Source organism: Streptomyces sp. NPDC085481 (assembly GCF_044541845.1).
Lineage (GTDB): Bacteria > Actinomycetota > Actinomycetes > Streptomycetales > Streptomycetaceae > Streptomyces.
This window is the reverse complement of record NZ_JBITTJ010000011.1, coordinates 123,862-147,853: the sequence shown is the minus strand read 5'-3', so window position 1 is coordinate 147,853 and position 23,992 is coordinate 123,862. Positions and strand designations below refer to the sequence as shown.

The 23,992-nt window shown below is 74.8% G+C and carries 19 protein-coding genes; 8 read left to right on the top strand and 11 right to left on the bottom strand.

The window, feature by feature from the left end; genetic code table 11:
* Nucleotides 1–61: 61 nt before the first annotated feature.
* Nucleotides 62–352: a hypothetical protein gene (locus tag ACIGEZ_RS23140; RefSeq protein WP_399833990.1), complete on the top strand. Its 291-nt coding sequence runs from the start codon at nt 62–64 to the stop codon at nt 350–352.
* Between the two features lie 102 nt (nt 353–454).
* Nucleotides 455–2,008, top strand: coding sequence for a sigma-70 family RNA polymerase sigma factor (locus ACIGEZ_RS23135; protein ID WP_399833988.1), 1,554 nt, complete (start codon nt 455–457; stop codon nt 2,006–2,008).
* A gap of 72 nt (nt 2,009–2,080) precedes the next feature.
* Here ACIGEZ_RS23135 and ACIGEZ_RS23130 read toward each other — a convergent pair whose 3' ends face one another.
* The 4 genes from ACIGEZ_RS23130 to ACIGEZ_RS23115 all read right to left on the bottom strand — a co-directional run bounded on the left by ACIGEZ_RS23130 (nt 2,081) and on the right by ACIGEZ_RS23115 (nt 6,097).
* Entirely contained in the window at nt 2,081–3,070 is a 990-nt protein-coding gene (locus tag ACIGEZ_RS23130) for a CAP domain-containing protein (protein WP_399833985.1), read from the bottom strand.
* 106 nt (nt 3,071–3,176) lie between these two features.
* Complete coding sequence (locus ACIGEZ_RS23125) at nt 3,177–4,064, bottom strand: universal stress protein (RefSeq protein ID WP_399833983.1); 888 nt, start codon at nt 4,062–4,064, stop codon at nt 3,177–3,179.
* Nucleotides 4,065–4,267: 203 nt separating this feature from the next.
* On the bottom strand, nt 4,268–5,497 hold the full coding sequence (locus ACIGEZ_RS23120) for an acyl-CoA dehydrogenase (protein WP_399833981.1): 1,230 nt from the start codon (nt 5,495–5,497) through the stop codon (nt 4,268–4,270).
* Nucleotides 5,498–5,638: 141 nt separating this feature from the next.
* Complete coding sequence (locus ACIGEZ_RS23115) at nt 5,639–6,097, bottom strand: RrF2 family transcriptional regulator (RefSeq protein ID WP_399833979.1); 459 nt, start codon at nt 6,095–6,097, stop codon at nt 5,639–5,641.
* Nucleotides 6,098–6,467: 370 nt separating this feature from the next.
* Here ACIGEZ_RS23115 and ACIGEZ_RS23110 point away from each other — a divergent pair, with 370 nt between their 5' ends.
* Entirely contained in the window at nt 6,468–7,313 is an 846-nt protein-coding gene (locus ACIGEZ_RS23110) for a glutathione S-transferase C-terminal domain-containing protein (protein WP_399833977.1), read from the top strand.
* A gap of 134 nt (nt 7,314–7,447) precedes the next feature.
* Here the strand turns inward: ACIGEZ_RS23110 and ACIGEZ_RS23105 are convergent, their stop codons facing one another.
* Nucleotides 7,448–8,485, bottom strand: coding sequence for an NAD-dependent epimerase/dehydratase family protein (locus ACIGEZ_RS23105; RefSeq protein WP_399833975.1), 1,038 nt, complete (start codon nt 8,483–8,485; stop codon nt 7,448–7,450).
* Nucleotides 8,486–8,629: 144 nt separating this feature from the next.
* Between ACIGEZ_RS23105 and ACIGEZ_RS23100 the strand changes: the two genes are divergently transcribed.
* Together ACIGEZ_RS23100 and ACIGEZ_RS23095 are read left to right on the top strand one after the other, a co-directional pair.
* A complete protein-coding gene (locus ACIGEZ_RS23100; protein ID WP_399833973.1) occupies nt 8,630–8,908 on the top strand; it encodes a DUF5133 domain-containing protein in 279 nt (92 codons plus the stop codon).
* A 73-nt stretch (nt 8,909–8,981) separates the two neighbouring features.
* Nucleotides 8,982–9,320, top strand: coding sequence for a DUF3040 domain-containing protein (locus ACIGEZ_RS23095; protein ID WP_399833972.1), 339 nt, complete (start codon nt 8,982–8,984; stop codon nt 9,318–9,320).
* A 95-nt stretch (nt 9,321–9,415) separates the two neighbouring features.
* On the opposite strand, the gene ACIGEZ_RS23090 is transcribed toward ACIGEZ_RS23095, so the two are convergent.
* Nucleotides 9,416–10,654, bottom strand: coding sequence for a D-alanyl-D-alanine carboxypeptidase family protein (locus tag ACIGEZ_RS23090; RefSeq protein WP_399833970.1), 1,239 nt, complete (start codon nt 10,652–10,654; stop codon nt 9,416–9,418).
* Between the two features lie 232 nt (nt 10,655–10,886).
* Between ACIGEZ_RS23090 and ACIGEZ_RS23085 the strand changes: the two genes are divergently transcribed.
* Nucleotides 10,887–12,800 (top strand): NAD-binding protein, encoded by a 1,914-nt coding sequence (locus ACIGEZ_RS23085; protein ID WP_399834221.1) that lies wholly within the window; start codon nt 10,887–10,889, stop codon nt 12,798–12,800.
* A gap of 338 nt (nt 12,801–13,138) precedes the next feature.
* Here ACIGEZ_RS23085 and ACIGEZ_RS23080 read toward each other — a convergent pair whose 3' ends face one another.
* Nucleotides 13,139–13,384, bottom strand: a complete 246-nt coding sequence (locus ACIGEZ_RS23080; RefSeq protein ID WP_399833968.1) for a hypothetical protein — start codon at nt 13,382–13,384, stop codon at nt 13,139–13,141.
* A gap of 62 nt (nt 13,385–13,446) precedes the next feature.
* Nucleotides 13,447–13,926 carry an NUDIX domain-containing protein gene (locus ACIGEZ_RS23075; protein ID WP_399833966.1) on the bottom strand — a complete coding sequence of 160 codons (480 nt, stop codon included), beginning with the start codon at nt 13,924–13,926 and terminating at the stop codon, nt 13,447–13,449.
* A gap of 218 nt (nt 13,927–14,144) precedes the next feature.
* Here ACIGEZ_RS23075 and ACIGEZ_RS23070 point away from each other — a divergent pair, with 218 nt between their 5' ends.
* Complete coding sequence (locus ACIGEZ_RS23070) at nt 14,145–18,506, top strand: caspase family protein (RefSeq protein WP_399833965.1); 4,362 nt, start codon at nt 14,145–14,147, stop codon at nt 18,504–18,506.
* Here ACIGEZ_RS23070 and ACIGEZ_RS23065 read toward each other — a convergent pair.
* Genes ACIGEZ_RS23065 through ACIGEZ_RS23055 form a run of 3 tightly spaced genes read right to left on the bottom strand, consistent with a single transcriptional unit; the run spans nt 18,498 to nt 22,611 of the window.
* On the bottom strand, nt 18,498–19,688 hold the full coding sequence (locus ACIGEZ_RS23065) for an NAD(P)/FAD-dependent oxidoreductase (RefSeq protein ID WP_399833963.1): 1,191 nt from the start codon (nt 19,686–19,688) through the stop codon (nt 18,498–18,500). The genes ACIGEZ_RS23070 and ACIGEZ_RS23065 overlap by 9 nt on opposite strands.
* Entirely contained in the window at nt 19,685–21,169 is a 1,485-nt protein-coding gene (locus ACIGEZ_RS23060; RefSeq protein WP_399833961.1) for an FAD-dependent oxidoreductase, read from the bottom strand. Before ACIGEZ_RS23060 ends, ACIGEZ_RS23065 begins: the two co-directional genes overlap by 4 nt.
* Nucleotides 21,166–22,611 carry an FGGY family carbohydrate kinase gene (locus ACIGEZ_RS23055; RefSeq protein ID WP_399833959.1) on the bottom strand — a complete coding sequence of 482 codons (1,446 nt, stop codon included), beginning with the start codon at nt 22,609–22,611 and terminating at the stop codon, nt 21,166–21,168. Before ACIGEZ_RS23055 ends, ACIGEZ_RS23060 begins: the two co-directional genes overlap by 4 nt.
* A 338-nt stretch (nt 22,612–22,949) precedes the next feature.
* Here ACIGEZ_RS23055 and ACIGEZ_RS23050 point away from each other — a divergent pair, with 338 nt between their 5' ends.
* Entirely contained in the window at nt 22,950–23,945 is a 996-nt protein-coding gene (locus tag ACIGEZ_RS23050) for a hypothetical protein (RefSeq protein WP_399833957.1), read from the top strand.
* Nucleotides 23,946–23,992: the final 47 nt, after the last annotated feature.

Below are 23,992 nucleotides of genomic sequence, written 5' to 3'. Positions count from 1 at the left end.
CCGTCCGGCCGGGGCGGTCGCGTCAGTGGCGCATCCGACGTCCGGATGTGAGTCTGGATGGATGAGCTGGGCATCATGGACGACCGCCGGTGTCTACACCGGGCGTGGCGGGGTGCTGACCGTGGAGGCCGGTGTGCTCACGGGCGATCTGACCGTGCACACCACCTACATCGACGACGAGGCACGTGTGGCCGTGCAGTACAGCGGCGCCTCCGACTGGTTCACCATGTCGGGCAGTCCGGTTCACTGCGGATCGGAGGAGGAGAGCCGCGACCTGCACGACGCCGTGGTCGCGGTGGTACGGGAAGGGGGCGGGGCGACCGTGCCCACCCTCCCGCACCTGTCGGGATAGCGCATCCTCCGGGATAAGTGTTGTCCCGGACGCTCCCCGCGGTCTCCGGTACGACGGCCCGCACCGGACGGACGTCGCACCAGGGGACGAGGGAGCACCCACATGAACAGCGTCGAGCACCGCACCGTCGAGCTGGTCGAGGCGGCGCGGGCGGGTGACGCGCGCGCCGGCGACGAGCTCGTACGCGCCTACCTGCCGCTCGTCTACAACATCGTCGGCCGCGCCCTCGACGGCCACGCCGACGTCGACGACCTCGTCCAGGAGACGATGGTCCGCGCCCTCGACGGCCTCCCCGGCCTGCGCGACCCGGCCCGCTACCGCTCCTGGCTCGTCGCCATCGCGATGAACCGGATACGGCACCGCTGGCGGGCACGGCAACAGGAACCGCTGCCAGGCCTCGACCGGGCCGCCGAGATCGCCGACCCGGCCGGCGACTTCACCGACCTCGCCATCCTGCGCCTCGGCCTCACCGGCCAGCGCCGCGAGGTGGCCGAGGCCACCCGCTGGCTCGACGAGGACGACCGCGAACTCCTCTCGCTGTGGTGGCTCGAGGCCGCCGGTGAGCTGACCCGGGCCGAACTGGCCGCCGCCCTGGACGTCCCGGTGCGGCACGCCGCCGTCCGGGTGCAGCGCATGAAGGGCCGCCTGGAGACCGGCCGCGCGGTCGTACGGGCGCTCGCCGCCGTACCGCACTGCGCGGAGCTCGCCGAGACCACCGCCGGCTGGGACGGACGCCCCTCACCGCTCTGGCGCAAGCGCCTCGCCCGTCACCTCGACACCTGCCGCCACTGTGCCCCGAGCCGCTCGGGGCTGGCCCCGGCGGAGGGGCTCCTGGTGGGCTTCGGGCTGGTCCCGCCGCTGCTGGTGTGGGCGGCCGGGAGCGGCGGGGGGACCCCGGCGATGGAGACGGCGGCGTGGGCGGCGGTTCCGGGGACGGTGCCTGCCCAGGGGGTGCCGGCACAGGCCGGATCAGGGGCCGGCGCTGGTGGCGTGGGCACGCCCGCGCCCGGACCGGCGGCCGGACCGGCGCCCGTGCCGGCGGCAGGACCGGCGGCCGGCGGGGGCGGGACCGGCTGGCGGGTCTGGGTCGGCGGGGCGGCCGCCCTCGGAGTGCTGGGGGCCGGGGTGCTGCTCCTGCCGGGCGAGCCCGAGCGGCGGGTGGCGGTGCGCGAGCCCGTGGCCCCCGTGACGACGGCTCCGGCCGTCACCCGCACCGCGCCGCCGCCGCCCAAGCCCTCGCCCCGGCCGAGCAGGCCCCAGACCCCGCGGCCGAGCGTCGAGGAGCGGGTGAACCAGCTGGTCAACCGGCACCGCGCCGCCGCCGGGTGCGCCCCGCTGCGCAGCGACCCGAAGCTGGCCGCCGCCGCCCGCTCGTACGCCGAGGACATGGTGGCCCGCGGCTACTACGATCACAGCAGCCCCGAGGGCACGGACCCGGGGACGCGGATGACGGCGGGCGGCTACGCGTGGAGCGCCTGGGCCGAGAACCTGGCCCGGGGGCAGGCCGGCCCGTCCTCGGTCGTCGCGGACTGGATGGCCGACGCCCCGCACCGCCGGAACATGCTCGACTGCCGCTACCAGGACACCGGCGTCGCCGCCGTGTCCGGTCCCGACGGCACGGTCTGGGTGCAGGAGCTCGCCGCCCCGCTCGACTGAGGAGCTCGGCGGGGCGGCGGGTCCGCCGGTTCGGCGGGCCGGGCCCAGCGGGCCGGGCTCAGCGGGCCGGGCTCAGCGAGAGGTGGCGAAGTCCTGCACCCACCAGGGGCCGTTGCCCGTGAGCGTCACGCCCACGCCGATGTCCTTGAAGGAGCAGTTCAGGATGTTCTTGCGGTGGCCCTCGCTGTTCATCCAGTCCTCGATGGCCTGCGTGGGCGTCTCCGGACCGCGGTGGATGTTCTCGCCCCAGGTCGCCCACGGGTACCCGGCGGCGGTGATCCGGTCGCCGGCGTTGTGCCCCTCCGGGTTGGTGTGGGCGTAGTAGTCCCGCCTGGCCATGTCGTCGGCGTGCCTCTGCGCCGCTTCCCTGAGCCTGGCGTCGGACCGGAGCGGCGCGCAACCCGCCTTCTCCCGCTCGGTGTTGGCGAGGCCCACGACCTGCTGGACGAACTGCGACACGGTCCCCACGACCGCGGACACCTCTTCGAACGCCGACTCCTCCCCGGGCGGGGCGGGGCGCCCGGCGACCGTGCGCCGTGCGGGAGTCCGCGAAGGCCGCACCTCCGGCGCCGAGGTCAGGTCGGCCCGGGTGGCCGGGGCGGCCCCGGTCCGCGTGGCGGGGGTGCTGCCGGCAGCGTGGCCGGTTCCGGTCGTGGCCGGCGCGGCGGCCGCCGGGTCGGCCGCCGCGGTCGCTTCCGTCGCCGCCGGATCCGTTGGCTTCGTCGGTGGGGGCGGCACCGGGGCCGGGCTCGCGGCCGCTCGGTCCGAGCGGGTCCCCGCGTCGGCCGGGGTGCCCAGCGTCGCCACGTACACGCCGGTCGTCACCGTCAGTGCGGCCGCCACCGCCCCTGCCGTCGTCACGGCCGTACGGAAGGACGGCGCCCAGCGGGGGCGCCACCGGCGGCCGCCGCTTCTCCGGTGCCGGCCGGCAGCGTCGTGCTCGAAGCCGTCGTGCTCGGGACCGCCGTGTGCGAGGCCGTCGTGCGCGAAGCCGTCGTGCTTGTGGCCTTCGGGCCCGGGGCCCTCAACGGGGACGCCTGCGTCGTACGCGTCGTGCTGCATGGACTCCGCTCTCTCCTCGAGGCCGCCGGACGTTCCGGTGCTCGGAAGAACCACCGGGGGCGACGGCGATAACACTTTCCGACTACCTGGAGCGCGACACCACTCGTCAACCCTGAGCGTCAACCTCGTGCGGCACCACTGCGACCGGGCACGGGGCGAGGTGCAGCGCCGCGTGCGCCACGGACCCGATGCGCGACCCGAGCGCCCCGCGCCGGGCCCGCCGCCCCACCACGAGCAGCTGGGCCGTACCCGAACCGGACAGCAGCACCTGACCGGCGCTCCCCAGCTCCACGTGCTCGCTCACCGGCACGTCGGGATGGCGCTCGCGCCACGGGGCGAGCGCCTCGCGCAACGCCTGCTCCTCGTACGGGACGAGCCCGCCGGCCTCGTCGGCGAGCCGCATCGAGGCCGGGCTGTACGCGAACAGGGGCGGCAGGCTCCAGGCCCGTACCGCCCGGACCGCCGCGCCACGGGCCGAGGCCGTCTCGAAGGCGAACCGCAGCGCCGGCGCGCTGTCCTCCGGGCTGCCCTGCTGGCCGACCAGGATCTCCCCGGCGGGCGGTTCGGCCGGGGCACCGTCCCGGGAGCGGACCGCGACCACCGGGCCCCGCGCGCCCGCGATGATCTGCTGCCCGTACGAGCCGAGCAGGAATCCGGCGACCGCGCCGTGCCCGCGCGAGCCGATGACGAGCATGTCGGCCTGTCGCTCGGTGGCGAGCAGCGCGGCGACCGGGGTGTCGTCCAGGACCTCGGCGGTCAGGGCGAGTTCCGGGTACCGCTCCGCGAGCGTCGCCTCGGCCTCGCGCACCACGCCCTCGGCGGCCCGCTCCTGGGTCGCCCGGTCCTGTAGCAGCGGCAGGTCGAGCGGCTCCCAGCGCCAGGCGTGCACGACGCGCAGCGGGAGCCCCCGGTGCCGCGCCTCGCGGGCGGCCCAGTCCGCCGCGGCCAGGCTCTCCGGGGAACCGTCCACTCCCGCGACGATCTCACGACTCATCAGGCTGCCTCCGTCGGCTCGGCGTCGGGCCGACCGGGCGGGCCGGCCGGCATGGACAGGGCGTGTCCCTAGGGGGTGTCCCTAGCCCCAGCTTGTGCCCATGGACCGCTCGCGGAGAGGGCCGGACTGCCGACCTGCCGCGACGTCCGGCCCAGGAGAGTGCCTGGGGCGGCTTCCTATGCGCCGGATTCCGAATCCGTCCGTTACGCCAGGAGAGTGAGGCGCGCGTGGGTGCCGTGGAGGTAGTGGTCACCGATGTCCCGTAACCGGTGGTCCGGCGAGACCGGGGCGGTGAGCGCCCGGACGTTGCGCCAGAACCGGTCGAAGCCGGGGCCGGTGCCGTGGCGGTCGGCGGCCGTCGCACGGTCGACCAGTTCGAGGATGCGGGTGGTGATGTCCACCGCCGCCCGGTTGGCGACCGTCTCGGCCGCCGCGACCAGCACCGCGATGTCCGCCCGCTCCTCGACGTCCAGGGCCCGCTCGGCGAGCAGCCCGTGGGCCAGGGCGTCGGTCGCCCGCTCGACCACCGCCGCGGCGGTGTGCGCGGCCGTCGCCAACTCCCCGTAGGCGAGCAGGAGGTACGGATCGTCGCTGTCGGCCCGGGTCGCCCGGCTGATGTCGCGGGCCTCGGCGAGCGCGCCCTCGGCGATGCCGAGCCCGACGTGCACGAGCAGCAGCCGCAGGGCGAGCGGCGCCAGGGTCGGGTACGGGGCGACGGTGTGCTCGTCGTGCGGGAGCGCGCCGAGCACCTGCGCGGCCTCGACCGGCGCCCGGTCGAAGGTGACCGTCCCCGCGCCCGCGAGGCGCTGCCCCACCCGCTCGGCGCCCGCTTCGGTGAACACGGCGGGGTGGGCCGGGTCGACGAGGACGACGAGCAGGTCACCCGTCTGCGTACACCGGGCGCCGACCACCAGCCGGTCGGCGACCGTGACTGCGGAGGCGAAGCCGCGCCGCCCGTCGAGGACATAGGCACCGCCACCGGCCGGGGTCAGGGTGAGCTCGTCGGAGCCCCCTGGGGCGCGCGGCGGCTCGACGGCCCCGGCGAGCAGCCAGCGTGCGCCGGCGGCTTGGGCGTCGAGGTCGCACGGGCCGGCCGCGGGGCCGAGGAACCGCGAGGTCCAGGACAGGACGCAGTGATGGGCGAGGAGTTCGCCGATCGAGCCGTCGGCGGCCGAGATCTCCCGGATCACCCCGCACGCGGTGCGCCAGTCCGCGCCGCGGCCGCTCGGCCCGGGCGCGGTGAGGAGGGCGGGCAGGCCGGCCTCCTGGAGGCGGGCGACCTCGTCGTACGGGGCCTTGCCTGCCCGGTCCCTCGCCGACGCGTCCACGGCGAGGTCGTCGGCCAGTTCTCTGGTGACGCGGGGCCAGATCTCGTCGTCCGCGGGGCGGTCGACCGGCGCGGAGGCGGGGCGTATCGCAGCACTCTTCGGCATTCTCACGTCACCTCACATGATCCCTAGTATTCCCACTGGAATGCTAGGGATACTGGCAGAGGGTCCACCCGGACCCCAAGAGGCGTCCGCATCGCGGACGTCGGGATCTCGATCAGCGATATGGGGGGAAGGGTATGGCGGTTACGGGTTGGTCCACGCGTCAGGATCCTCGGCGAGCGCCACGACCTCCGGCGGCAGCTTCGCCGCGGCCACCTCGGCCAGCGACACCCCGTCCAGCACATGGCGTACGTTCGCCCGCAACGCCACCCACAGGGTGAGCAGCGACTCGGCCGGGCCGGTGTACGACAGCTCCGGCGGCCGCACCCCGCGGACCGACACCAGCGGACCCTCCACGCAGCGGATCACGTCCGCGACCGAGATCTCCTCGGCCGGCTTCGCCAGCCAGTAGCCGCCGTTGCCACCGCGCTGGCTCTGCACGAGGCCGCCCTTGCGCATGTCGCCGAGGATGCCTTCGAGGAACTTGTGCGAGATCCCCTGCCCGTCGGCGATGGCCTCGGCCTTCACCGGCCCGGCGTCCCGGGCCGCGGCGAGCTGGAGGGCGGCCCGCACCGCGTAGTCGGCCCTGGCTGAAATCCGCATACCCGCATTATTCCGCACCCTTGACGGGGGACGAGCGCGATCCCACACTCAGGGACGGGAAACCGAGCGGACAGGTAGGGAATCATGGGAGCCACGGCCACACCGGACACGGCCCACGCCGTCCGGCTGCCGCGCCCCCTCCCGTTGACCTCCCGCCGCCACATCGACCTGCTCAGGGTCTGCAGCGCCGCGTAGGGCGCACTGGGGGACTGTCCGCCGGACCAGGCCGCGGAAGGCCGTGGTCCCCGCGCTCGACCGCCGAATCCCGCTCTCCTCCTTCCCGTATCCCTGCTGCCTCCGGGCGCGCGCCGACGGCGTCGGCCGCCGTGCGCCACCGCGACCCAGCACCGAGCACCCCCAGGGAGAAGCCATGTCCGTCGTCCCCGCCGTCGCCGCCCCCGTCTTCCGAGGCCGGATCGGCTGCGACGTGCGCAGCGGCCACTACGCCGTACCGCACCGCTACCGGCTCCATCTCGCACCCGCCGACCCCGGCTGTCTGGGCGTCGCCGTGACCCACAGCCTGCTCGGCCTCGACGCGACGCTGCCGCTGACCGTCCTGCCCGCCCTCCCCGACACACCCGACGGCGGCTACGCCGTGCTGCGCCCGCTGTACGAGGCCAGCGCCCACCTGTACGCCGGGCCGGCCGCCGCCCCCGTCCTCAGCGACGGCTGGACCGGCCGGATCGTCTCCACCCACGTGCCCGACATCCTGCGCGACCTGGCCCTCCGCTTCCGCGGCGACGGACCCGAACTCCTCCCCGTGGCCCGCCAGGACGAGATCAGGGCCGTCGCCGACCTGTGTACGCACAGCATCCACGCGGCCGCCCAGCGCGCCGGCGAACTCGGCCTCGACGCCACGGCAGCCCACCGCGATCCGCTCACCGTGCTCGTCTCCGCGCTCGGCTCGCTCGAACGGCGGCTCACCCGCCGCCCGTACGTCCTCGGCGACGCGCCCACCGCCGCCGACGTCACCGTCTGGGTCACCCTCGTCCAGCTGGACACCGTCCACCGCTGGCACCTCGACGCCGCCGCCATGGAGCGGGTCGCGGACCACCCCGCGCTCTGGGCCTACGCCGGGCGGCTCGCGGCCCTCCCCGCGTTCGGCCGCCACCTCGACGTCGACGGCCTGCTCGCCCACCACCGCGCCCACTGCCGGGGCCGCGAGGCGGCCGGCGCCGCGATGCGGATCGTCGACTGGGCGGCAGCGCGCGGCTGAGCGAAGGGGCGGCGCCGGAGCAGGTTCGGGGCAGGTTCGGGGCAGGGGCAGGGGCAGGGGCAGGGGCAGGGGCAGGGGCAGGGGCAGGGACAGGGCCAGGGACACGGCACGGCACGGCACGGGCAGGGGCACGCTCAGCCGATGCGGCGGCCCGCCAGCGGCTCCGTCGCGTCACCGCCCCCGCCGCGCACCCCGCGCAGAAACGCCTCCAGGGCCTCGACCGAGGTCCTGGCCGGCTCCCATTCGAGCTCGCGCCGCGCCCGGTCGGTCGCGAGCAGCGGCAGCCGCAGCACCGCGTCGAACAGGCCGGGGTCGGCGGGCGCCACCCGCAGCCGCCAGGCCGCCGCGAGCACCCCCCGTACCGCCGCGTTCGGCACCCTCACCGGGCGGGCGTCGAGGAGTCCGGCGAGCGTCCCGGCGTCGACCACCGGCCCGGCCGCCACGTTGAACGCGCCCCGCACGTCGCGCAGCAGCGCGCGCAGATAGGCGTCGGCGGCGTCCTCGGTGTGCAGGGCCTGGAAACGCAGTCCGTCGATCTCCGGTACGAGCGGAAGCAGTTCGGGCCGGAACAGCTGCCCCGGGAAGAAGCGCCCGGCGAAGATCCGCCGCTGCTCGCTCGCAGCCTCCTCCTTGAACAGGAACGCCGGCCGCATCCGTACCACCCGCGTCTGCGGATGGTCCCGCTCGAAGGTGTCCAGGACCCGCTCCAGATACGACTTCTCCCGGGTGTACGCGGCCCCCGGCCAGCCGTGCGTCGGCCAGGACTCCGACACCGGCGCGCCCCCGGGGGGCCCGGGGGAGTAGGCGCCGACGGAGGACGCGTGCACCAGGACCGGGACCCGCGCCGCGGCGACCGCGTCGAAGACCCGAACCGAACCGAGCACATTGGTCCGCCAGGTCGCCACCGGGTCGTGCGTCGGCTGGAAGGCCCAGGCCAGGTGGACGACCGCGTCCGCGTCCTGCACGTACTGGGCGAGCCGGGGCTCGTCGCCCTCCAGGGAGAGGTCCACCTCCGCCCACTCCGTCTTGGTGACGGTCAGCCGCGGCCTGCGGCGCGCCAGACCGAGCACGGAGGCGACCCGCGGTTCCCGCTCCAGGGCGCGGACCACGCTGGTCCCCACGTTCCCCGTGGCGCCGGTGACCACGACGCGCAGTCGATCGCTCGCGTTCATGTCTCGACCTTCCGTCATCGGCGCGGCCCCCGCATGCGGGGGAGCGGCCGGAACACGGAGCGTGGCGGTGTGGGTCGCGCCGGTGACCGTGAGCGCGGACGATGGTGGAGCCGGGGGACCAGGGCCGTGTTCAAGGAGGACCGGATGTTGCTGCCCGACCGAAACGCGATCGACCGGCTGATACGGAACTACCGCGCCCAGGAACGCCATGTCCTGGCCCGGCCGTGTGACCTGTCGGCGCGCCGACGGTTCGAGGACACCGCGTACACGCTGTGCGTCCTCATGGGCGAGCGCACCGCCCTCGCCGCGATCCAGGCGGCCGAACGCTACCTGGCCAAACCGGGACCCGAGTCCCGCCCGGCGTCCGCACCGGTGGTCACGGCCGTGGCCCCGGGTGCGGTTCGACGCGGCCGCTCGGGGTAATCGGTGGGTAAGGACGGCTCGGGGCGCGCGACCGGCCCGGGTGCCGGCGCGCGAGCGGCAGGAGGTGTCGGCGATGGACGAGGCACGGCTCTCGCCGCAGGAGCGGCGCATCCTGGCCGAGATCGAGCACGGCCTGGGCGAGGACCAGCACCTCGCCCGCAGACTCCGCGCAGGACGGCCCGGCCTGGGCACCCGGCGCCTGGCGACCGGACCGGTCGCCGCCCTCCTCGGCGTCGCCGCCGTCACCCTCTTCGTGACCGCGGTGGCCACCGAGGCACCCGCACTGATCTGGGCCTTCGCCGCCGTGTGGGTACTGACCCTGGTCTGCGTGCTGCAACTGCTGATCCGCTGGTCGCATCGCCACCTCAGCGGCAACGAGCGACCCCGCCCGGATCAGGAGGACGCCCCTTAGGAGAGCGGGCCACGGCCTCCTGAGCGGCGTCTTCGCCCCTTCGGCTTCGCACGGCCTCCTGACCGGCGTCCGGTCGGTTCCCGCTCGCCGTCCGGTCAGTTCCCCCGCGCACCGAACCGGCGCCACAGCCACAGCGAGAGCGCCGCCCCCAGGGCCGCGCCCACGAGGGCGAGCGGGAGCCCTGCGGTGGTGCCCGAGGGCGTCGCCCCCCTGGAGACGTCCCGCTTGCTCGACCCGGCCGGTGCCTCGGCGGCCGCATGCACCGCCACGGGCCTGGCGGCGGGTGCCTTGGGGCCTGCCTGGGCTGCCTTCCGGCTCTTCTTCTGCAGGTCCTCCAGCGGCTTCAGGGAGCCCACCGGCTGTACGCGCCCCGCCGCCTCGAAGCCCCAGTCGAGCAGCTCGCGCGCCTCCTCGTACACCGCGAGTCCGCCACCCCACTGGGGGTTCATGACCGAGACCACCAGGGTGCGGGGCCCCCGCCGGGCGGCCGAGATCAGGGTGTTCCCGGCGTTGCTCGTGTAGCCGTTCTTGATGCCCAGGAGCCCGGGGTAGCGCTCCACCCCGTTCGCGCCCGTGAGCAGCCGATTCGTGTTGACGATCCCGTACGACCAGGAGCCGGCCGGGAAGTCGGCGTACCGGGTCGAGCAGTAGCGGGTGAACTGCGGGTCCTGGAGCCCCGCCCGCCCGAACACCGCCAGGTCGTACGCGGAGGAGACCTGGCCCGGCGCGTCGTAGCCGTCCGGGGAGACCACGTGCGTGTCCCGGGCGCCCAGCGAGCGGGCCTTCTCCTGCATCTGGCGGGTCATCGACTCCCAGCCGCCGTTCATCGCGGCGAGCACGTGCACGGCGTCGTTGCCGGAACTCAGGAACACGCCGTTCCACAGGTCCGACACCTTGTACGTGTATCCCTCCTTCACCCCGACGAGGCTGCTGCCCTCACCGATCCCGGTCAGCTCCTCGTCGCTGACGGTATGCCGGTCGCCCGCATCCTGGTGAGGCAGCGCGGTCAGCGCGAACAGCGCCTTCAGGGTGCTGGCGGGCGGCAGCGGCTTGTGCGCGTTGCGGGCCGCCAGGACCTCGCCCGTGGTCGCGTCGGCCACCACCCAGGAGAGCGCAGAAACCGAGGGCGGCTCGGCGGCGCCCCGCAGCGGCTGCACCTGGGTCCCGGAGCGGTCGAGGCGGCCGGGATCGACGACGTACCGCGCCGGAGGGGTGGGCTCGTCGACGGACGAGGCGGAGGACAGGGAGGCGGCCGAGGCGGCGGGGCCCGGCAGGACCAGCAGGATCGCCGCGGCACCGGCGGCGGTATGACGGACAGCTGACGTGACGATCATTCAGCCACCGTAGGAACCGGGCGCACGGCCCGCAGATCGAAGTGCGCCGACCGGCGTATCCCGTGTGGCGAACGGCGGCGCGTCGCACCCGGCGATCCGGCCCCGCCCGTGCCCGCCGACGGGCGGTGGCCGCGCTGTCAGTGGCGCAGGGCATCCTGGTGACGTGTCCTCACTCCCGTACCAGAGCAGGCCCGTTGTCCCGGACGGCCCCGGCTCCGCCCCCGCCGAGCACATGATCGTCTGTGGCGACGACGTCCTCGCCCACCGTCTCGCGGCCGAACTGCACGAGGTGTACGAGGAGCGCGTCACCCTGCTCGTCCCCGCGCCCGGCGACCGTCCGCGCCGGCCCGAGGCCAGGCCCGGCCGCGCCCTCGCGCTCTTCGGGCGGGTCACCGCGGCCGTCACCCGCACCACGGGCACCGCCGGCACCGCGCAGCCGGGCGCCGCCGAGCCGCGCGGCACGGCCCAGGCCACCCGGGCGATCCGGGTCGTCGAGACGGCCGAGGTCGACGACACCGTCCTGCTGGACGCGGGCGTCGAACGCGCCGCGGCGCTCGCCCTCGTCCACGAGGACGACGAGCGCAACATCCGCGCCGCACTCGCCGCCCGCCGCCTGAACCCGCGCCTGCGCCTGGTCATCCGGCTCTACAACCGCAAGCTCGGCCAGCACCTGGCCGCTCTCCTCGACCAGGCCGCCGCCGTCGCCGAACCGGGCCTCGACCCGGACAAGCTGGACGCCGCGACCACCGTCCTGTCCGACGCCGACACCGCCGCACCCTCCCTCGCGGCCACCGCCGTCGCCGGCAGCAGCAAGGTGGTCCAGGCCGGCGGCCTGCTCCTGCACGCCGTCGACCGCACCCCGCCCTCCCGCGGCGAGGTCGCCGACCCCGGTCTGTGCACCCTGGCGCTGCTCTCGGCGACGGCCAGCGACCCGGCGGGCTGCGAGGGCTCCGAACGCAGCGGCGACCAGAGCCCGCAGCTGCTGCCCGGCGACGCGGACGTCGCCGCCGCCACCGGGCGCGGGATCGTCGCCCTCGAAGCCGTCACCTACGAGGGCCCCGCCCAGGCCACCGGCCGGCTCGGCGCCTCCTCGCTCCCGGTCGGCTCGCTCTTCTCCCGGCGGCTGCGCTGGTCGCTGGCCGGCGTGGCGGCCGCCGTGGCCGGCCTCGCGCTGGCCTCGACGTTCACCACCGGCGACCACCCGCTGCACGCCGGCTACCTCACCCTCCTCGACGTCTTCGCCATCGGCGACCCCGCGGTCGGCGAGCCGACCAGCCGTCAGCTCCTCCAGATCCTCGGCGGATTCGTCGGACTGCTCCTGCTGCCGGTGCTGATCGCCGCGCTCCTCGAAGGACTCGGCACCTTCCGTTCGGCGACCGCTCTGCGCCGCCCGCCCCGCGGCCTGTCCGGCCATGTGGTGCTGCTCGGCCTTGGCAAGGTCGGCACCCGGGTCCTCGCCCGGCTGCGCAGGATGAACATCCCCGTGGTGTGCGTCGAGGCCGACCCCGAGGCCCGCGGCCTCGCGCTCGCCCGCCGGCTGCGGGTGCCGACCGTCATCGGAGACGTCACGGAGGAGGGCGTCCTGGAGGCCGCCCGCATCCACCGGGCCCGCGCCCTGCTCGCCCTCACCAGCGTCGACATCACCAACCTGGAGGCCACCCTCCACGCCCGCTCGATCAGCCCCGACCTGCGGGTCGCCCTGCGCCTGTACGACGACGACTTCGCCACCGCCGTCTACCGCACCCTGCGCGCCGCGCACCCCGGCGCCCTCACCCGCAGCCGCAGCGTCTCGCACCTGTCGGCGCCCGCCTTCGCCGGGGCGATGATGGGCCGCCAGATCCTGGGCGCCATCCCCGTCGAGCGCCGGGTGCTGCTCTTCGCCGCGCTCGACGTCACCGACCACCCGCTCCTGGAGGGCCGGACGGTCGCCCAGGCGTTCCGGCCCGGCGCCTGGCGGGTCATCGCCCGCGGCGAGTCCGGGGTCCCGGCGAACCGCGCCGGCTACGGCCTCGTCTGGCAGGTCCCGCCCGGCGCCGTGCTCGGCCGCGGCGACCGCGTCGTGGTCGCCGCCACCCGCCGTGGCCTCGCCGAGCTGCTGGGCCGCGGGGCCCGCAGGCCGGAGCCGACGGGCGAACGCGCGGGCTGAGGCGGGCGCGAAACGGCGCGCAACTCCCCTCGAACGGCAAGGGGTTGACCGTACGATCCGACCGATCGTGCCAGCCGCGGGGGCCCGGGACAGCCCGGCCCACCTCCGCACCTCGCCCCACCTCCGCAGGCCGGCGAGGCCGTCGCCTGTGCGGGCGGCACTACTTGCCCGGGCGCGCCGCTCGCCCGCATGGAGGCCACGATCGCCCTGGAGGCCCTCTTCACCCGTTTCCCGGACCTCGGCCTCGCGGTCCCGGAGCGGAACCGACCCGGTGCGCCGGCTTCGCCGGCACCAGCGTCCCCGCTCTCCCCGTGCGCCTGAGCCGACCCGGTCCGGGCTCACCTGGGCCTTCCCCGCTCCACTGCGGGGGAGGCCCGCAGCGCCGACACCAGGTGCAGCAGATGCGCCTCGTTCCCCGACAACCCCGCCTCGCGCAGCGCCGCGTCGGCCTCCGCCATCGGATGCGTGAGCATCGCCGCCGCGTACGGTTCGAGGCGCGGATCGGCGAGCACCGCCTGGGTGGATTCGAGCAGACGCAGGTACGCCTGGGCGGCGGCGCGCTCACGGCCGGTGATCGTCGTCATGTCGGGCTCCCTCTCGCGATGTCGACGGTCGACCTCCCCACCCTCTCGCACGGGTCTGACAATCAGGCCCCAGGCCCGTCCAGGTGCGCCGCCAGCCGCTCCAGGAACTCCCGCTGACCGGCCACGAGGAGCGGTGCCGCCTCCTCGAAGCCGAACCACCCGATCCGGTCGAGCTCGGGGAACTCCCGCAGCTCACCCGAGCCGCGCGGCCACTCCATGGTGAACGTCCCCGGCACCATCAGCGCCGGGTCGAGATCCGCCTCGACCGCCCACACGGTGACGGTCTTTCCGTTCGCCTGCCGCACCTCGCCGAGCGCGACCGGCTCCCCGTCGGGCGCCCGAATCCCCAACTCCTCCTCGAACTCCCGCCGCGCGGCCGCCTCGGGTGTCTCCTCGGGCCCGTACTCCCCCTTGGGAATCGACCAGGCCGCATCCGACCGCGACGCCCAGAACGGCCCGCCCATATGACCGATGAGCACCTCCGTACGGCCATCGGCAGCCCTGCGAAAGAGAAGAAGCCCAGCACTTCGCTTGTCCGGCATACCCCTCAGTGTGGCCGACACCATCCGAAGTCGTACATCGCCACGATCGGGATGTCCGGCGGAGGTTGCCCTCGTGGCGCAGATTGGCGCGATCCCGTGGTCAAGGACGCGGCGGTGGCTAGGCTCACGGCACCGAACGACCTTCACCTGCACGGGGGCGGTGGCCGATTGAGGTTCCGCACGCGCGCGAACGAGTCCTGGACCGCCGGGGAGGACGCATGACCCACGAATCCGGCCGCTCACGAGCCGTCCTGTTCGGCGTGCACGACTTCACCGACATGCCCCGGCTCGACGGCGTCCGGCACAACGTGCCCGCCCTCCACGCCCTGCTCACCAGCGACGACGTCGGCGGTCTCGCCGAGGAGGACTGCACCGTCGTGCCACATGACGGCACGCAGCAGCAGATGCTGGACGCCCTGCACGAGGCCGCCCGCGAGGCGACCGACCTCCTGCTCGTCTACTACGCGGGACACGGACACTTCGGCGGCCGGGACCGCTCCTTCTTCCTGGCCACTCGGGCCTCCAGCAGCCAGCGCCCCTACCACTCCGTGAAGTACGACGACATCCGCGACCTCGTCTCCGGCTCGGCCGCACAACGGAAAGTGGTCATCATCGACTGCTGCTTCAGCGGCCGGGCCCTGCCCATGTCGGACGAGCGGACCCCGACACAGCAGGACATGGAGATCACCGGTGCCTGCGTCCTGACCTCGGCCGCGGACACGGAGCGCTCCCTTTGCCTGCCGGACGGCAGCGTCTTCAGCGTGGAACTCGCCACGCTGCTACGCGAGGGACTCAGCGGCGAGCTCACCGGCGGACGCCGCGGCGAACACCTCGCCGACCTCACGATGACCGACGTCTTCAACGTCCTCACCTCCCGACTGCACGGCGAGACGGTCGACGGCCTGCGCGTGCCCGCCCCCAGGATGAGCACCCGCGACCTCGGCCACCAGATCGTGCTCGCCCGCAACCGCGCGTACACGGGGACGCCGCAGTACCCGGGCTCCGGCACGGCAGGGCCGTCGGAGGAGCACGAGTGGGCGGCCGCTGCGCGGGACCACGCGCTGTGGAACTACGTCGCCGACGAGCGCGGCCTCTCCGTGCTGCAGGACACCGCCACCGCGCTCGCCGCCAGGGCCGCCGCGATGGCGCACGACCCGGCGCCGCTCGCCGGCGATCCCTGGCGATCGCTGTCCTTCACCGACCGGCTCGCCGAGTGGATCGACAGCCTGCTGCTCGACAGCAGCCTGCGACCGGAGGAGCTGGAGCTCTCCGCCGCGGAGGTGTTCCTCCTCGTCACCCACCCCTATCTGCACGCGGCGTTCTGGCAGCGCAACGCGAGTCAGTACCGTGCGATCGGCCCCACCGACCTCTCCGAGGCGCAGACCACCTCCAAGGCCCGGCAGGGGTACGAGGTCTTCCTGCGGGGCCAGCCCCGGCTGGTGCGCCGGGCGCTGCGGAACCAGGACCCGGACGCGTCGGACGCGATCGGCTGGTGGCTGTTCCACCGCTGGCTCGTACGGCAGACCAGGCTCTACGAGCCCGCCTCCGTCGAGACCCTCCTCGACCACCTCGCCGTACCCCTGGGCAAACGCTCCCCGCGGGAGAAGCGACTCGTCGAGGACATCCTCGAACCGTCGCTGATAGCCCGGCTCGTGCGCGCCCCCCAGCTCCCCGGACCTCCCGAGGACTCCACGGCCAGGGCCCGGAGCGTGGGCGTGGCCGAGACCGCCCAACGGGTGCGGACCCACCAGCTCGCCGAACTCCTGCGCATCGCCCATCTCTTCGCCATCGACCCGATCGCCCTGCCGGACGTGCTGGTGGACCACATCGGCATCGGCTACGCCATGGACCTCCCCGGCCTGCACCGCACGCTCGCCGGCTTCCGGTGGGAGTCGAACGGGCGCACCCGGGTGCTGAGCGCCACGTGCGATCACCTCTCCGTCGACCTCGGCCTGCGCCAGCACGCCGCCGCCCTCGACACGCTGCTGGCGCGGATCGACATCAGCACCGGCGACGAGGAACGCCCCGCCCTCCTGCGCAACCTGCCCCTGCACGTCACCGCCGAGCAGGTCACCCCGGCCGCCGAGCCGAACGGCCGCTGCGCCTACGAGTCGACCGAGCTCCGCTTCCGGCTCGCCGACGACCGCATCCAGGAACTGCTGATGGGCGAGGCGTTGTACGGAGACCCCGCCCTCGCCATCCGCGAGCTGTACCAGAACGCCCTCGACGCCTGCCGCTACCGGGACGCCCGCACGAGGTACCTGCGCGCCACCGGCTCCCGGCCTGCCCCGTACGACGGTGCGATCACCTTCACCCAGGGCGTGGACGAGAGGGGCCCGTACCTGGAATGCCGTGACAACGGCATCGGCATGGGCGAGGTCGAGCTGAGGGACGTCTTCTCGCACGCCGGCATGCGCTTCGCCGACCTGCCGGAATATCTCGAAGAGACGGCGAGGTGGGGGGATCACGACATCTTCATGCATCCCAACAGCCAGTTCGGCGTGGGGGTGCTCAGCTACTTCATGCTCGCGGACGACATCACCGTCACCACCTGCCGCCTCACCCCCGACGGCCTGCCGGGCGAACACCTGAGGGTCGAGATCGCCGGCCCCGGCTCCCTGTTCCGCATCCAGCGCCTGGAACGCTGCGCCGACGCCTACACCAGCGTCCGCCTCAGACTCCGCTCCGCGGACGCCGTGTCGTGCGTGGACGTGCTGCGCCGGATCCTGTGGCTGTCGGAGTTCGCGGTGACGGCGTGCGACGAACGGGGGGAGGAGGAGAGCTGGCAGCCGAACGTCCTGAGCGAGGCGGCTCCGATCGGCGCACAGGATCCGCACGACGCGGAGGCCGTCCGCGAGAGCGGGGTGGTCACCGTGCCCGGCTCGACCCCCGCGGTGTGGTGGTGCAACACGAACGGCGCGGTACTGGCCGACGGTCTGTGGGCCGGCGAGCATCGCTTCGGCGCGGTGGTGAACCTCACGGGCAGCCACACCCCACGACTGACCGTCGACCGACGCCGGACGATCACCATGGACACGGCCGAGATCGAACGGCTGCTGCGCCAGGAGATCCCCAGCCTGCTCGAGGCCAGGGACGCCGTGCTGCGGCACGAGTGGCTGGCGCGCGTGCTCCCGCAGAGCCCGGGGCTCGCCGACGAGATCTTCGCCGAGGCGGTACGTGCCGGGTTCACGCCATGGCGGATCGCGGGCCACGAGGCGGACATCACCCGGAGCGGCTACTTCGCGGGGGACGACGCCCTGAGCGTCTTCGCCGAAAACGGTCGTCCCTGGCCGGCGAGCACGCGCAGGAATCCTCCTGCCCTGATGAGATTCAGGCTGGAGGCGTTGACGAGGGCGGGCTTCTTCCCGGGATTCGTCGCCACGAGACCCGGCTCCCGCGCGCTTCCCGTACCGTCCGACATCTACCTGCTCATGCCGAAGTGGGCGCCGGTCGGCTCCGAACTGGGCTGGCCCGGGACGAACTTCTCCCATGGCGCCGAGATAGGCGGCGGGGTGATCGCGCAGGCCGTCCGGGAGACCGGACGGTCCCAGGAGGCGGTCACGGCACGTCTGAGGCAGCTCGGCTTCGCCACCCCTGCCCTGCCGGTGCCCGATCTGGAACCAGGCGACCTCCGCCTTCTCTCGTCGAGCCTCACGGAAGACGGCATCTGGCTCACCCCCGGAGTCCCGGTGCATCCCGCTCGCATCATCCAGGCCGCGAACGTCCTCAAGCTGAGCCGTGACCACGTCCGCAGCCGGATGGCCGCATTCGGCCATCAGGTGCCGGCGCGACCACTGCCTGCCCCACAGCCCGGCGATCTCGACCTGCTCAGCCGTGACCTGGACGGTCAGGCGCCGTGGCTCGATCCCGAGGCACCGGTCGACGGTCTTCACATCGCGCTGGCCGCCCACCTGAAGGGGCGCTCGGTGGGCGAGGTCGCCGCCCGCCTGAAGGCGTACGGCTTCGCCACGCCTGCGACGCCCATGCCGGAGGTCGGGCCCGACGACCTGCGCATTCTTCGCGACGACCTGGCGGATGACCCTGCCTGGCCGGGTCCGGGCGAAGCGGTGCACCCCGCGGTCGTCATCCGCGCCGCGAACGTCACCGGGTTCAGCACCGACCACATCGTCAGCCGACTGATCGAGCTCGGCTACCGCAAGCCCGTCCATCCGGTTCCGCCGCCCGAACCGGGAGACCTCCGCATCCTGAGCAAGGAATGCGATGAGCGTCGCCCGTGGCTGGATCCCGACAGGGAGGTTCCTCACGCCTTCCTCCTGTGGGCGGCTTCCACGACAGGGCGCAGCACCGACCGGATCGCCTCCCGCCTGACACGGTTCGGCTACCGCGTACCCGTCACCCCTCTGAAGACCGCTCACGCGGACGACGTTCGCATCATCAGCCGTGATCTGGACGGGGCCCTGCCCTGGCTCGACTACGACGAACCGGTCCACCCCGCCCACGTCCTGCGGGCGGCCCATGCCACGGGGCGCACGCCCCACGCCGTCACCGCCCGACTCCAGGAGCTCGGCTACCGACTCCCCGACGGCATCGCCCTGGCCCCCGCGGAGGAGTCACCGTAGACCGGCGTCCAGCCGCACCACCACCGGCCCGCCCGCCGGGTCGACATCCCCGGCCCAGCCGGCCGTGACCCGCACCGAGCGGTGCGGCTCCAGGACCGCGCGCAGGCGCCGTGTGTGCAGGGGGCGGGTGTCCTGGGTGACCGTGAGGACGGGGTGGACCAGGCGGGTCGTGGGACGGAGGAGCAGGGTGGGGGCCGGGAGGGTCAGGCGGTTGGGGGAGGTCCAGTGGAGGGCGCCGTCCGGGAGGATGGGCAGGCCCGGGGCCGGCCAGGCCGCGCCCGTCAGGTGGGTCAGGACGGAGTCGGCGGCCGCGCGGCCCTCCGCGGCGGCGGTCAGGGCCGGTTCGATGCCGCGCAGGAGGTTGCCGGCGGCGAAGACGCCGGGGACGGGCGTGCGGAAGGCGGGGTCGACGGCGGGTCCGCGGGTGGCGGGGTCGAGGGGGACGCGGGCTCCGCGGGCCAGTTCGTGGTCGGGGATCCAGTCTCCGGTGAAGACGACCGTGTCACAGCGGAGCAGGCCGGTCCGGCCGTCCGCGCCCCGGACCAGCACGCCCGTGAGGCGGCCCCGGCCGACCAGCTCCACCACCGTCGCTCCCCTGAGGACGGGGCCGGCGAACCCGGGCCCGCGCGGGCGGTCCGACACGACGGCGACCAGCGTGACCCCCGCCCGGCGCAGAGTGCGCGCCGCGTGCCGGGCGACGGGCTCGGAGCCGACCACGACCGCGCGCCGGCCGATGCGTTCGCGGCGCAGGCCGAAGAGCTCGACGGACTGCTGGAGTTCGCCGGTCGTCAGGACCCCGGCGGGCCGGGTGCCCGGCACCAGGCGGGCGCTGCGCGGCCGTTCGCGGGCGCCGGTGGCGAGGACGACCGCGCGGGCGGTGATCCGCTCCAGGCCGGTGGGGGCGGTGACGTCCAGGGTCAGCGGCCCTGACCAGCCGGTGGCGACCGCCCGGGTACGGAGCTCGGCGCCGGCCCTCAGGGCCGTACGGACCGCGTGGCGGGCGTACGCGGGTCCCGGCAGCGCGCCGAAGCCGAAGCGGCCGCAGTGGCGCGGGATGCCACCCGGCTCCTGGTCCCGTTCCAGGACCTCGACGCGGCCGGCGCCCGCCGCCGCGAGCCGGGCCGCGGCGGCGAGGCCCGCGGGGCCCGCGCCGACCACCAGGACGTCGACGGTACGGTTCACCGCACGCCCTCCTCGAACAGTGCCCGTACCGTCGCCCCGCACGAGAAGCCCTGGCAGCGCCCGCCCCTGGCCCGGGTCCTGCGGCGCAGCCCGTCGAGCGAGGCGGGTGGCACGGTGGAGGCGAGCGCGTCGCGGATCTCGCCCCGGGTGACGCGCTCGCAGGGGCAGACGACGGTGCCGTACTCGGGGTCGCGGGCGATGCGTTCGGCGTCCCGGTACGGGCGGAGGTACGCCTCGCCCAGGTTGGGCATGCGCACCGGGGCCAGGGGCCGCTCGGGTCCGAGCTCCAGGCCCGCGTCGGCGAGCAGCTCCACCGTGTGGCGGCCGAGGGCCAGGGACGCGGTGAGGCCGGTCGAGCGGATCCCGCCGACCGTGACGTAGCGAAGGCCGGGGTGGGCGGCGACCTCGTAGTCCTCGGCGCCGGTGGCGGCCCGCAGCCCCGCGTACACCGCGGTGACCTCCTCGTCGAGCAGCGCCGGGAGGATCCGCCGGCCCTGGGCGCGCAGCGCGGCGAGCCCCTCGGCGGTCGAGCCGGTGGCGGTCTTGTCGTCCAGGTCCTCGGCGGTCGGCCCGAGCATCACGTTGCCGTAGACGGTGGGGGCGACCAGGACGCCCTTGCCGAGCGCGCCGGGCACCGGCAGCAGGATGTGCCGGACGAGTTCGCGCGCGAACTTGTCGAAGACGACGAGCTGTCCGCGCCGCGGGGTGACGGTGAAGTCGTACCGCCCTACGAGCGCGTCGAAGGCGTCCGCGTACAGACCGCAGGCGTTGACGAGGAAGCGGGTGCGCAGCACCCCGCGCCGGGTGACCAGCCGGTGCGGGACATCCGGCCCGCCCGAGCCGCTTCGCCCGCCCGCCCCGGCCGGTCCGCGCCGGCCGCCGGGCCCGCCCGGCCCGCCCAGGCGGACCTTCTCCACCGGGCAGTCGAGGTGCAGGTCCACCCCCGAGCGCACGGCCTGGGTCGCGTAGGCGAGCGGGGTCGTCCACGGGCAGATGATCGACTCGCCCGGCACGTCGAGCGCGCCGAGCGCCCCCGGCCCCAGGTGTGGTTCGCGGGCGTACAGTTCGGCGGCGGAGACGGGCCGGGTGCCGTGGTGTCCGTTGCGTCCGGCCTTGTCGGCGAGGCGGGGGAGCGCGGCGAGCTGCTCCTCGCCCCAGGCGACGAGCAGCGCGCCGACGGGCTCGACGGGGATGCCCGTCTCCCGCGCGTACCCGGCCAGCAGCCGCCCGCCCTCGCGGACCAGGCGGGCCTCCAGCGTGCCGGGCACGGCGTCGAAACCGGTGTGCAGGATCGCGGTGTTGGCCTTGGAGCTGCCCTCGCCGATGTCGCCGGACGCCTCCACCAGCGCCACCCGCAGCGGGTAGCGGGCGAGCTCACGGGCGATCGCGCAGCCCACCACACCGGCGCCCACGACGGTCACGTCGTACGCGGCGCCCGGCGCCGAAGTGTCCGGCAGGACGCCGCGCCGGGTCACGCTCACGCCCCGGAACCCCCGTCGGCGAGCAGCGTCGCCACGGCTCCGCGGAAGCGGCCCAGGCGCTCCGCAGCCTCGGACGGCGTGATCCGCGGCTCGTACACGGCCGACGGCTTCCAGTCGGGGACGGCCTCACGGACGCCGAGCCCGGGCTGGTGGCCGAGCCGGGCGACCGCCGCGACGCCGAGGGCGGTGGCGTCGGGCAGCGCCGACACCTCGACCGGCCGCTGGAGCAGGTCGGCCTGGGTCTGCATCAGCAGCGCGGACCGGGTCAGGCCCCCGTCGACCCGCAGGGTCGTGAGCGGGGCGCCCAGGTCGGCCGCGGCGGCCCCGGCCAGCTCCACCACCTGCGCGGCGATCCCCTCGCACAGGGCCCGGACGAGCTGGCCGGGCCCGGTGTCCAGACCGAGCCCGGTGAGCGCGCCGCGCACGTCCCCGCGCCACCAGGGGGCGGCGAGACCCGCGAGGGCGGGGACGAAGGTGACGCCGCCCGCGTCGGGCACGGCGCCGCCGACGGTGTCGAGCTCCTCGGGGCCGGAGATCACGCCGAGGTCGGTGAGCCAGCGCACGGCGGAGGCGGCCGTGTACACCTGGCCGTCCAGGCAGTAGCTGGTCCGCCCGCCGAGCCGCCAGGCGACGCAGGTGACCAGGCCGGAGTCGCCGCGCCGCGGTGCGGCCCCCGTCTGGGCGAGCAGGAAGGCCCCGGTGCCGTAGGTGCACTTGGCGGCGCCGGGCTCAGTGACGTCCTGGGCGAGGAGTGCGGCCTGCTGGTCGACGAGGAGCCCGGTGAGCGGGAGCGGCGGGCCGAACGCGGTGGTGGTGCCGACCGGAGTGTCGCAGTCCACCACGCGGGGCAGCCGCTCGGCGCCGAGGCCGAACACGTCGAGCGCGGTCTCGGACCAGGCGGCCGTGTCGAGGTCGAGCAGACCGGTGCGGCCGGCGGTGGCGGCGTCGGTGACGAAGGCGCCCGTGAGCCGGTGCACGAGCCAGGCGTCGCTCGTCGTGACGACGCCGGCGCCGGTCAGGCTCCGGCGGATCCAGGCCATCTTCGGGGCCGCGAAATACGGGTCGAGGGGGAGGCCGGTGATGTGTCTCAACTCCTCGCCATGTGTGGCGAGTTCGGCGCACAGTGACTCGGCCCTGCGGTCCTGCCAGACGAGGGCGTCGGTGAGCGGTTCACCGGTCGCCGGGTCCCAGGCGAGCACCGTCTCGCCCTGGTTGGCGAGGCCCACGGCCACGGCCGGCTCCCCGGCCTCGGCGAGGGCCGCGCGACCGGCCGCGACCACGGAGTCGTACAGCTCACGCGGGTCGACCTCGACCAGGCCGCCGGGCAGCGCGCGCGGGTGCACGGGGGTGAAACCGCTGCCGATCACCCCGCGTTCGGGGCACACGACGAGGGCCTTGGTGCCCGACGTGCCCTGGTCGACGGCGAGTACCGGGCCCGTCATGCGTGCGACTCCTCGCGGTTCGGTGGTGCTCGGTGGATGCTTCGCGGGTTTCCGGGTCTTCCCGGGTTTCTTGATCGTGGAACCGGTCAGCCTGATGCAGCCGGGCCGCCGCGTCAAGTCTCCGCGGGCGATCCCGTCAGGTCTAGACGTCTCGCTGACATCCAGTCAAATTCGGTCGTTGGCCGAATAATTACGGTCACAGAAGAAAGTGGACCGGTCACGTCCAGCGACCTCTATAGTGATCGCCGATCACCGGCCGGGATGGCCACGGGGGCTGACCACCCCCTCCACCCACCTCACCGAGGAACCATGTCGCCCACCCCCCGCCCCGCCCCCTGATGGCCGGGCACGGCTTCCGGCCCGTCTACCACCCGGCGGGCCACGACCACGCCCTCCGGGGCGCCGTCCAGGACCTGCGGACCGGCCGCTGGGTGGCCATGGCCCGCCTGCTCGACGAGACCGTGGGCTGGCCCGACTGGACCCGGCGCACCCAGGTCCTCGCCACCGTCGCCGCCGGCACCGACGTCATCGCCACCTGGCGCGCCGAGGACCCCGACTCGGGGCCCGCCGCCGTCATGCACGCCCGCGTCGCCGTCGAACGCGCCGTACGCGCCCACCGCTCCGGCCACGCCCGCACCAGGGAGCTCTGGCAGGAGGCGTGGGCCGCCTGCCGGGAGGCCACCGGACGAGCCCCCTCCGACCCCGTGCCCTGGGTGTGCCGGCTCGCTCTGTCGACACTGGACGCGCAGCAGCGCATGGAGGAGCACCGACTCCCGCCACCCGCCCCGATGCTGCCGCCCGGCCCCTGGGGGCTGCTCGCCGAGGCCGAGAAGCGCGACCCGTACAACCGGGAGGCGCACCACCGAATGCTCCAGTTCGTCTACGCCCGCCGCCCCGGACCGCTCTCCGAGGCCGTCAACTACGCCCAGTGGGCCGCCTCTTCGGCCCCGGTCGGCTCCGCCCTGCACGCCCTGCCGCTGTACGTCCGCGTCGAGCGCTACCGCCGCGAACGCGGCCACGAACGCGCCCTCGACCTGCACTGGGTCGCCGAGGACGCCGTACGCGACGCCTGCCGCGCCATGGACACCTGGTTCCTGTTCTGCGCCACCGACGAGGCCAGCCTGCTCGACCTCAACCACCTGGCGCACGCCCTGTACGGCGCCCTCAAGTTCGCCGACGGGGCCCGGCTGTTCGACGCCCTCGGCCCGTACTGGACCCCGCAGCCCTGGGCGTACCGCACCGCGCACCCCGACGAGCGCGGACCCGCCGAAGAGGTCTTCTTACGGGCCAGGGCCCGCTGCCTGGGCTCTCCTGAGGCCCGTACCGGCCCCTGACCCGGCTTCCCCGCCGGCCCCGCAGTTCCCCCACCATCCCCCCCGTA

Coding starts and splice junctions, on each gene's coding strand:
- ACIGEZ_RS23140 (WP_399833990.1), top strand. CDS start 62: ATGAGCTGGGCATCATGGACGACCGCCGGTGTCTACACCGGGCGTGGC.
- ACIGEZ_RS23135 (WP_399833988.1), top strand. CDS start 455: ATGAACAGCGTCGAGCACCGCACCGTCGAGCTGGTCGAGGCGGCGCGG.
- ACIGEZ_RS23130 (WP_399833985.1), bottom strand. CDS start 3,070: ATGCAGCACGACGCGTACGACGCAGGCGTCCCCGTTGAGGGCCCCGGG.
- ACIGEZ_RS23125 (WP_399833983.1), bottom strand. CDS start 4,064: ATGAGTCGTGAGATCGTCGCGGGAGTGGACGGTTCCCCGGAGAGCCTG.
- ACIGEZ_RS23120 (WP_399833981.1), bottom strand. CDS start 5,497: ATGCCGAAGAGTGCTGCGATACGCCCCGCCTCCGCGCCGGTCGACCGC.
- ACIGEZ_RS23115 (WP_399833979.1), bottom strand. CDS start 6,097: ATGCGGATTTCAGCCAGGGCCGACTACGCGGTGCGGGCCGCCCTCCAG.
- ACIGEZ_RS23110 (WP_399833977.1), top strand. CDS start 6,468: ATGTCCGTCGTCCCCGCCGTCGCCGCCCCCGTCTTCCGAGGCCGGATC.
- ACIGEZ_RS23105 (WP_399833975.1), bottom strand. CDS start 8,485: ATGAACGCGAGCGATCGACTGCGCGTCGTGGTCACCGGCGCCACGGGG.
- ACIGEZ_RS23100 (WP_399833973.1), top strand. CDS start 8,630: ATGTTGCTGCCCGACCGAAACGCGATCGACCGGCTGATACGGAACTAC.
- ACIGEZ_RS23095 (WP_399833972.1), top strand. CDS start 8,982: ATGGACGAGGCACGGCTCTCGCCGCAGGAGCGGCGCATCCTGGCCGAG.
- ACIGEZ_RS23090 (WP_399833970.1), bottom strand. CDS start 10,654: ATGATCGTCACGTCAGCTGTCCGTCATACCGCCGCCGGTGCCGCGGCG.
- ACIGEZ_RS23085 (WP_399834221.1), top strand. CDS start 10,887: ATGATCGTCTGTGGCGACGACGTCCTCGCCCACCGTCTCGCGGCCGAA.
- ACIGEZ_RS23080 (WP_399833968.1), bottom strand. CDS start 13,384: ATGACGACGATCACCGGCCGTGAGCGCGCCGCCGCCCAGGCGTACCTG.
- ACIGEZ_RS23075 (WP_399833966.1), bottom strand. CDS start 13,926: ATGCCGGACAAGCGAAGTGCTGGGCTTCTTCTCTTTCGCAGGGCTGCC.
- ACIGEZ_RS23070 (WP_399833965.1), top strand. CDS start 14,145: ATGACCCACGAATCCGGCCGCTCACGAGCCGTCCTGTTCGGCGTGCAC.
- ACIGEZ_RS23055 (WP_399833959.1), bottom strand. CDS start 22,611: ATGACGGGCCCGGTACTCGCCGTCGACCAGGGCACGTCGGGCACCAAG.
- ACIGEZ_RS23050 (WP_399833957.1), top strand. CDS start 22,950: ATGGCCGGGCACGGCTTCCGGCCCGTCTACCACCCGGCGGGCCACGAC.